9 protein-coding genes are annotated in these 7,419 nt (G+C 56.9%); 6 read left to right on the top strand and 3 right to left on the bottom strand.

The annotated features are described in order from the left end of the window. Window positions 1-664: 664 nt before the first annotated feature. Window positions 665-1,821, bottom strand: a protein-coding gene (locus ACVOLV_RS14860) for an IS3 family transposase (RefSeq protein ID WP_481555060.1) whose coding sequence is annotated in 2 segments (ribosomal slippage) — window positions 665-1,581 and window positions 1,581-1,821 — 1,158 coding nt in all. Because the reading frame shifts where the segments join, the coding sequence is not laid out codon by codon here. A gap of 440 nt (window positions 1,822-2,261) precedes the next feature. Beyond that, complete coding sequence (locus ACVOLV_RS14855; RefSeq protein ID WP_481555059.1) at window positions 2,262-2,759, bottom strand: GIY-YIG nuclease family protein; 498 nt, start codon at window positions 2,757-2,759, stop codon at window positions 2,262-2,264. 495 nt (window positions 2,760-3,254) lie between these two features. Between ACVOLV_RS14855 and ACVOLV_RS14850 the strand changes: the two genes are divergently transcribed. The 3 genes from ACVOLV_RS14850 (at window position 3,255) to ACVOLV_RS14840 (ending at window position 5,501) form a co-directional block, all read left to right on the top strand. Further along, the gene (locus ACVOLV_RS14850; RefSeq protein ID WP_481555058.1) at window positions 3,255-3,611 is read left to right on the top strand and encodes a helix-turn-helix domain-containing protein; all 357 of its coding nucleotides are present in this window, start codon (window positions 3,255-3,257) and stop codon (window positions 3,609-3,611) included. A 442-nt stretch (window positions 3,612-4,053) separates the two neighbouring features. Next, on the top strand, window positions 4,054-5,010 hold the full coding sequence (locus ACVOLV_RS14845) for a DUF932 domain-containing protein (RefSeq protein ID WP_481555057.1): 957 nt from the start codon (window positions 4,054-4,056) through the stop codon (window positions 5,008-5,010). Then, a complete protein-coding gene (locus ACVOLV_RS14840; protein ID WP_481555056.1) occupies window positions 5,007-5,501 on the top strand; it encodes a JAB domain-containing protein in 495 nt (164 codons plus the stop codon). The genes ACVOLV_RS14845 and ACVOLV_RS14840 overlap by 4 nt, the downstream gene beginning before the upstream one ends. Before the next feature lie 282 nt (window positions 5,502-5,783). On the opposite strand, the gene ACVOLV_RS14835 is transcribed toward ACVOLV_RS14840, so the two are convergent. Next, window positions 5,784-5,981: a helix-turn-helix domain-containing protein gene (locus ACVOLV_RS14835; RefSeq protein WP_481529050.1), complete on the bottom strand. Its 198-nt coding sequence runs from the start codon at window positions 5,979-5,981 to the stop codon at window positions 5,784-5,786. 204 nt (window positions 5,982-6,185) lie between these two features. Between ACVOLV_RS14835 and ACVOLV_RS14830 the strand changes: the two genes are divergently transcribed. From ACVOLV_RS14830 to ACVOLV_RS14820, 3 genes are read left to right on the top strand one after another with little or no spacing between them, the layout of a single operon-like run. Further along, a complete protein-coding gene (locus ACVOLV_RS14830) occupies window positions 6,186-6,872 on the top strand; it encodes a J domain-containing protein (RefSeq protein ID WP_481555055.1) in 687 nt (228 codons plus the stop codon). 21 nt (window positions 6,873-6,893) lie between these two features. Next, complete coding sequence (locus tag ACVOLV_RS14825; protein ID WP_481529627.1) at window positions 6,894-7,109, top strand: hypothetical protein; 216 nt, start codon at window positions 6,894-6,896, stop codon at window positions 7,107-7,109. Window positions 7,110-7,111: 2 nt separating this feature from the next. Next, window positions 7,112-7,366, top strand: coding sequence for a hypothetical protein (locus ACVOLV_RS14820; RefSeq protein ID WP_481548110.1), 255 nt, complete (start codon window positions 7,112-7,114; stop codon window positions 7,364-7,366). The last annotated feature ends 53 nt before the right edge of the window (window positions 7,367-7,419 follow it).

Here is a 7,419-nt window from a genome sequence, read left to right as displayed (position 1 = left end):
GAATTTGTAGGCTTGCCGGGTCTTGCTGGTGATCTTGCCTGCAGACATGACTGTCTCCCAATGCCGCCCCCAACAGAGGCTAGCTCTGTCTAGGAAATCCTGGGAACTCCAATATGTACGCACGGATCGATGAGAAGATGTTTGCCGCCAGTGCTAACACTGAACATGCCGGCGAACCGCACATGGTTAGCTTTGACTTCAAAAACCCGATGCTTGACGTAGTTGTGTCATCTCTCCGGATGATCTTGCAACACAATTTCTTTCTGCAATGTCGCGGGCTCCGTTCAAAGCGTGCGCAGGACTGGCGATTGAGCTTGACCTGCGCTGCCAACTGGGCGAGGTAATTGAGGTTGAAAGTGAAAAATTTTCTCCGCTCATTGTTGACGAGATACTGGCGTCCAGATTCGTTCCTGATCCTGGAATCGCTGAGCCCAGCGATGTTCCACGCGAGGTCTTCAAGCTAAGGCAGGCATACAAGATTGTGAGTGATGCTTAAGAATTCCGTAAGGAAACCCTTGTCAACTTCAGGCAACAGCGCTTCTGCCTCTCGCTCCAGCCTCTAGCGATGTTCATTCGCAGTGCTGTTTGTTGCTTCTTTCGTGTTGCGCACGTCGGCATGAGCAGGCTCAACGGTAGCCAGACTGCATTTCCGTAAACGGGGGTTCTACCCCGAAATCACGGACGGTTGTGAAAGGGTTGAGAACTTCAGATCGCGCTTGGCGGTCCTCCGTCGCATCCGGCGGTTGTGGAACCGCTCGATGTATTCAAACACATCGGCTTTTGCCGCATCGATTGTTGGGTAGCTCATTCGGTAAATCCGCTCGCGTTTGAGCATACCGAAGAAGCCTTCGCATGCAGCGTTGTCGCCGCAATGTCCGACCGCGCTCATCGAGCACACCAGCGCATTGGCTTTCAGGTAGTGCTGATAATCGCCACTTCGAAATTGACTGCCACGATCGGAATGTAGGATTACCAGATGGCGGCCCTGACGCTGCCAGACAGCCATCTGCACCGCTCGAATCACCATCTGCCGGTCTTGTCGGTCATGCATCGACCAGCCCACGACACGCTGGTCAAACAGGTCCAGGACAACACACAGATACAACTTGCCCTGTTGCGTCTTGATCTCGGTGATGTCGGTGACCCACTTTGTTTCTGGTTCCAGCGCGGTGAAGTCCCGCTCCAACCAGTTACGCACGCCAAGGGGCGCCAGCGCAGGCCGACTACGCTGGCCGCGACGTTTGGGCCGCGGCCAGCCCTGCAAGCCATCGCCCGCCATCAATCGAGCCACGCGATTGAGACTGACGGATTCACCATCATCAACCAAGTCTTCCCGCATCCGGCCTGCACCCAACACGCCCCGGCTGTCTTCGTGCAGTTCACGGATGCGCCCGAGCAAGCGCTCGTTGTCGAGCTGACGGGGGCTGGCCAGGCGCTTGCTCCAGTCGTAGTAACCGCTGGCCGATACCCGCAGGCACCGACACATCAATCGAACCGGAAACGCATCGCGGCAACGTTCGATCACCTGATACCTCAGGATGATCCCTTGGCAAAGAACGTGGCCGCTTCTCGCAAAAAATCCCGTTCCTTCTTCACCCGTGCCAGCTCGCGCTTGAGCTGGGCCAATTCCTCGTCCCGGGCTGTGCCTGTACCCGCAAAAGCCACTGGGCCCTGGCTCTGGGCCTCACGCCTCCAGCGGGTCAACAGTGTGTCCCGAATACCCAATTCCCGTGCAACTTGGGCGCAACTGACGCCGGGATGGTTTGCCTGTTCAACTGCGCCACGTTTGAACTCTGCACTGAACTTCCTTCGCTTCGACATGAACACTCCTCAAGGCTTCGGTCGGCCTTCTCGTAAGTGTCCGTGATAACGGGGTAGAACCCCGGTCTTGTTGGACGCCCGAAGAGCTTGCGCAGCTGAAACGCGAGTTGGTGCTGGTGAGTAAGGGCCGAAGCCACTTCTAGAAGGCGTCACGTTCCTTGCCAAGAGACCATCGCGAGGTATGAGTTGATCAAGCATTGCCGCGATTGGCTTCCGTGCCGACTGATGCGTCAATTCCTTTGAGTAAAGGACTGAGGAAGAAGCGCCGCGGAAGCTTTTGCTCTAGCCCAACGCAGAGATTGTTCTAGAAGCCTGGGCACCTTGCTCAAAGGTGACTGAAGGAAGCTTAGCGGCTGGACGGGAGAGATGGGTGTTCCTCCCCCAAACTACACTCCCTCGCCCAGCATGAAATGAGCGCCATCTTCAGGAAACGATCGAAATCACCTGTCTCCTTCGTCTTCTTCCTCATGGGAAAGAAAGTCGAACGACGTCAACGCGTCGCAGTTGATGCAATGATACATGCCGGATGCGTCTTGAAAATGTAGTCCGCAGAAGGAGCCGCAGAACGGGCAGCATTCCTCATACTCAAGATCGCCCCACTTCCAAACGCCCATGTACTCGGGTATGCCATCCCTGTCGTGACCCACGACTTCAAAAGGAGTCTCGTTGGTTCCCACGAAGCCATCTATGCCAAACCTGGCCAAGACAGGCAATACGTCGCTAGGATCTAGGTAGAACCACTCACCACGCCCCCTCAGGACTTTGAAATGCTGGTGAATTTCTCTTTCAACGCGAGCGTCATCCTCCGTGCGGATCCAGCCGAGCAGTAACAGCCTGCGGTGGTTCCCAGTCTGTAGATCACGGCGGCGCCGTTCGATGTCCTTGGCTCTGCCAATCTTGACCAGCTCATCGGTGTCTTCAATAAAGAAGTAGATCATGATCGTCGCCGATTCCCATTGCTTGTTTTTGCCATTTTGCTATGCATGAAGAAGCATTAGCTCGATCAGGATTTCGTTGCTCCAATTGGGGACGGCTGGCCGTAGCGACAAAGCAGAAGGCATCCTCGAAGACCATCCAGCGAAAGGCCCAGCTCCCAATGGTGAGCTGGTTGTTAACGATGTCCGATTTCGACCTTGTATTCAATCGATAACGCGACAGTTTGTTGGTACTTCATCTGCAACACTCCCGCTGCCTATGGCAGGCCTAGTGTGTTGCATCGATCAGTTGAATCCGCCGCCCATAGCTGGCATTGGTGAGACAGCCGAGCCTAGTATTGGGTCCGGGTAAACGCTGGCTTGTTAGCTGGCCCCAGTCGTCCTAAGATCGAGCTGTATCAAGCGGACAGCTCACCATGCTGTGCTTTGTGGGAAATTCGTATATCCGGACCCACGGGTCCGTCTATTAGGTGGTTAGGTCCATTGAAGGAGAGTCGCATGGCAGGTGATGCAAATACCCCTAGAAAAGCTTCGGCAAAATTGCTAAAGCAACAACTGCAATCTCTCCAGCTTACCGCTGGCATCCTTATAAAATCCACTCGGTCGTACAAGCGTCCCGGCAAGCCGGATGGCCTCAAGCAAACTGATGTGGCTGCAGCATGCGGGACTACGCAAACCGACATGAGTCGCATAGAAAATGGATCATTCCTGCCAGGTGATCCCATGCTTCGTAACATTCTGGCTGAGTGCGGCTTTGACGTTTCGAAACCCGGTGGGTCAGCATTTTTGAAGTTGCTCAAGCTAATCCGGGATGAGACGCCTAACATTGATGAGCTTAAAAATGAAAAGCCTTGAGCGTGTCTAACAATTCATTCGAGCCGACACCGCTTTGCGGCGCGGCCTCATTGAGGCGTTGAGCGTCTTCTCCTAGTCGGTAGCCGGCGGTCAGCGGTCGTCAAGCCGAGGGATGAACGCCCCGGGGATAGGATCGACCGAAGATTTAAAAGTATTTCAGACCTTTAGTACTTCAGTGAAGCAGGATCCTCTTGCTTCGCGCTGGACCAAAAGCTAGCGCTATCGCATTGAGTGCCAAGCATGAAAGATAAGTCTGAATTCCTTTACTGCGTCTTCATCGTCGCAGCCGCGATTCTCTCTGCTGTAGCCCGATGTTCGTTCACGCGTCCCGACCAGTCCGGGCGCGATTCTTACGACTAAGTCGTCTACTAACCTAACAGACCCACAAGGCCCGGCATTGTCCGGGCCTTGTGCGTTATGCCATCTATGAAAGGAGACCGAGATGCATCACGTTGAAACCATGGCCTATGCAGGCCAAGTCCCATGGCATGGCATCGGAAGCCAGTTGGCTCCAGGGCAATCTATTGAAGTATGGCGCGAGCGCGCCGGCATGAATTGGTCCTTGGAGGAGGCCGAAGTGCGATTCGCCGCCGAGGCCGAAGATCAGTATCCCGTTCGGGCATTCCCCGGGCAAAAGGTGCTTTATCGTTCTGACACCAAGCGACCGCTGGCCGTGGTGTCCAAGCGCTATCAAGTCGTCCAGCCGCGGGAGATCCTGGAGTTCTACCGCGACCTGACGCGCTACAGCGGTTTCGAGTTGGAGACCGCAGGCGTTCTGCGCGGCGGGCGGAAGTTTTGGGCATTGGCTCGCACTGGGCAAGGCGTGGCCCTGAAGGGCCAGGACCAGGTCAATGGCTACCTTCTTCTGGCTACGGCCTGTGACGGAACGCTGGCTACCACCGCCCAGTTCACCTCAGTTCGCGTGGTGTGTAACAACACCCTGCAGATCGCTGTGGGGGATCGAACCGGAGCCATCAAGGTCCCGCACCGCAGTGCTTTCGATGCTGACAGGGTCAAAGGCCAGTTGGGTATTGCTGCTGAGGGCTGGCATGGCTTCGTGGAACGGATGCGGATCCTCTGTGAGACACCGGTGAACCCTGATTCGGTTGATGGGGTGCTGCGGAATTTGCTCACGTATCCGGCTGCTCAGAATGGAAAGGCAGTCGTGAATGAGCAGGCTGTAGCGAAGGTGCGGGCGCTGTATGACGGGCAGGGGAGAGGGGCTAGCTTGAAGACTAGTAAGGGCACCGCCTTCGGCCTCCTCAACAGCATCACCGAATTCGTAGACCATCATCGGCGGGCGCAGAGTACGGAGAATCGCTTGGATGCGGCCTGGTTCGGCCAGGGCGCATTGCTAAAGCAGAAGGCCTGGAAGGAACTGCTAGGGGAAGCCGCATGAACGTCTCGCTGCAGAAACAACGCGTGGAAGCGCTACCTAGCGGTTTGAACGAGCGTGACAGCTCCGTCCTCTCTCAGGCATTGGAAATTCTTGAGAGCAGAGCAATGGTTAGTGGCCTCCTATTGGGAGATCCGGATGTTGCCGGCAGGTTCTTCCGCCTGCGTCTAGGGCATGAGATCCGCGAGCACTTCGAGGTGGCGTTCCTCGATGCCCGTAACCGCCTGATCGCCGTAGAGCGGCTGTTCTCAGGTTCCATAGATGGTGCTGAGATCCATCCGCGGATTGTCGTCCAACGTGCTTTGGCCTTGAACGCGGCGGCGGTCCTTCTGGCTCACAACCACCCCAGCGGGCATTGCGAGCCGTCAGATGCGGATCGAGCCATCACCAGGCGATTGAAGGAAGTACTGGCGATGGTGGAGGTGAGGGTCGTCGACCACCTGGTGGTGTCGGCAAGCCAAGGAACCTCGATGGCTCAGCTCGGGCAGATCTAAGGCCCGGATACCTAGGAGAACAGCATGAAGGAAACGGAGACGTCCTGGTCAATGACCAGAGCGGCAACGGCTCGTGCCAAAGCGGCTGATCTAGACCGACAGGCTCGGGAGATAGAGCGCGCTGCTGCTGGAAATTGGCGGCAGAGGGCGAAGGTGAGGGAGGCCGCTAGCAGGCTTCGCATGAGAGCCGGAGCCTGCTTGGTCGAGGCGCTAGAGATTGAGGAGGCGGCCGACCTCTAGGGGTGAGAGGGTCTGCATTCCAACCCCTTCAGATCCATACGCTCAATCGAGAAGAGATCCCGGAGGGACATCAAGAGCTATTGCGATTCGCTCGATGTTGTAGATCGTCACGTTCTTTTCGCCGCGTTCGATCATGCCTACGTATGTCCGATGGACACCGGCAGCCTCGGCCAGCTCTTCTTGAGAGAGTCCACGTTCTTTCCTCAATCGACGGACATTTCCGGCGAAAACGGTGACCAATCGAGTTTCGTGGGATGCACGAGCCATCGGCAGATGGTCTCGATTTGAATACTACTATTCGACATACTACGATTAGCATTGCGGGCATTGAGGTAAGGCAAAGGTCGAGTAAGGAGCTAGACCCCTTGGGGCAGCGGAATTGAGCAGCGAGCAATCGAGTTCGGGCAAAAGACCGCTCGGTTATCGCCTCTGCAGGGAAAAGGGATGTTCGAAGAAGACCACTACGAAGTCCTCGGGGTCCGCCCCGAGGCACCCATCTGGGAAATAGAACTGGCCTACAAGGGTCGGCGAAGCCAGTACCACCCTGATCGGTACGCCGCAGGTGACGAGGCTGCCGTGGCATGGGCAACCGCCAAGATGCAGGCCGTCAACAAGGCCTACGCGGTCCTCAAGGACCCGGACCAACGCGAGCGCTTCGACCGTACCCAAGCGTCGGCCGGGCCCGCTGACCCAGGTCCCCGAAGGGAGCGAGCCAGGGCCTCAGAGCCTCCGCCGCTCCGCTCACTTCGGGAAGCACTGGAAGGGCTCGAGTTCAGCAATGAGCCCTTCGAGCGCGTGTTCGTGGCTCCCCATATCCCCAGGAAGAAGCTCCTGGGCGCTCTGGACAGCTACGGGGAAGGACTGCGAGCCCAAGACATAGTCGTGCTCATCGACGACACGGTATTCGGTGGTGCCAGGGAAGGCGTGCTGATCACCGAGGCCCAGATCCGGGGCAAGGCCAAGTTCGAATCGGTGGATATCCGGCTGCTGGGCTGCCTAACCCAGATCACTGCCCACGGCGCCCACGTACGGATCCATGGCGAGCCGTTCATCAGCTTGAGCATTCCGAACCCCGACGACCTGCGCCTGCTGTTCGAGGCCGTCAGTGAGCATCTGAAACAAACCCGCTAACTCCAACCAACGAGGAAACACATGAGGTACTTGATAGGCATGTACGGCGTAACCGTACTCATAGCTGCGGTCTGTTTCGATATCTGGGGGCGCTACGCGTACAAGGGATTCTTTTACAACCTGGGCCAAGCCCTGGTGTGGCCAGCAGTGATGTTCCCGTCGATCGGCAAGCTGATCAGTGGCGTGATCTGGGTCCTCGTGATCATCGCCGTACTGGCGCTCGTAAGGAGGCGGTAAGCATGCTGATCAGAATCTCTCTGCTAGCAATGCTTCTGGTGTCACTCGGTGGCTGCAAAAGCCAGCTGGACAAAGTCCGGGGCGAGTTCATCGATAGCTGCATGAGCAGCGGTGCCCCGAAAGCACAGTGCTCCTGCACGATGGACAAGCTACAAGAGCATTACGGCGAAGAGGGGTTGGTCGCCATAGACGAGCGTGGCTATCCACCAATGGGCTTTGCCGAGCAAGTACAGGTAGCTGCTGGCCAGTGCCGGTGAGCCTAACTGCAGGCCCAGCGCAGGGTGGTCCCTAGTTCCGACACGCGCCCGCT

Source organism: Stenotrophomonas sp. STEN023, from assembly GCF_056760135.1.
This window is presented reverse-complemented; position numbering and strand designations above follow the sequence as displayed.

Bases quoted from the DNA above. Each gene is read 5' to 3' on its own strand.
- ACVOLV_RS14855 (WP_481555059.1), bottom strand. From the start codon at position 2,759: ATGATCTACTTCTTTATTGAAGACACCGATGAGCTGGTCAAGATTGGC.
- ACVOLV_RS14850 (WP_481555058.1), top strand. From the start codon at position 3,255: ATGGCAGGTGATGCAAATACCCCTAGAAAAGCTTCGGCAAAATTGCTA.
- ACVOLV_RS14845 (WP_481555057.1), top strand. From the start codon at position 4,054: ATGCATCACGTTGAAACCATGGCCTATGCAGGCCAAGTCCCATGGCAT.
- ACVOLV_RS14840 (WP_481555056.1), top strand. From the start codon at position 5,007: ATGAACGTCTCGCTGCAGAAACAACGCGTGGAAGCGCTACCTAGCGGT.
- ACVOLV_RS14830 (WP_481555055.1), top strand. From the start codon at position 6,186: ATGTTCGAAGAAGACCACTACGAAGTCCTCGGGGTCCGCCCCGAGGCA.
- ACVOLV_RS14825 (WP_481529627.1), top strand. From the start codon at position 6,894: ATGAGGTACTTGATAGGCATGTACGGCGTAACCGTACTCATAGCTGCG.
- ACVOLV_RS14820 (WP_481548110.1), top strand. From the start codon at position 7,112: ATGCTGATCAGAATCTCTCTGCTAGCAATGCTTCTGGTGTCACTCGGT.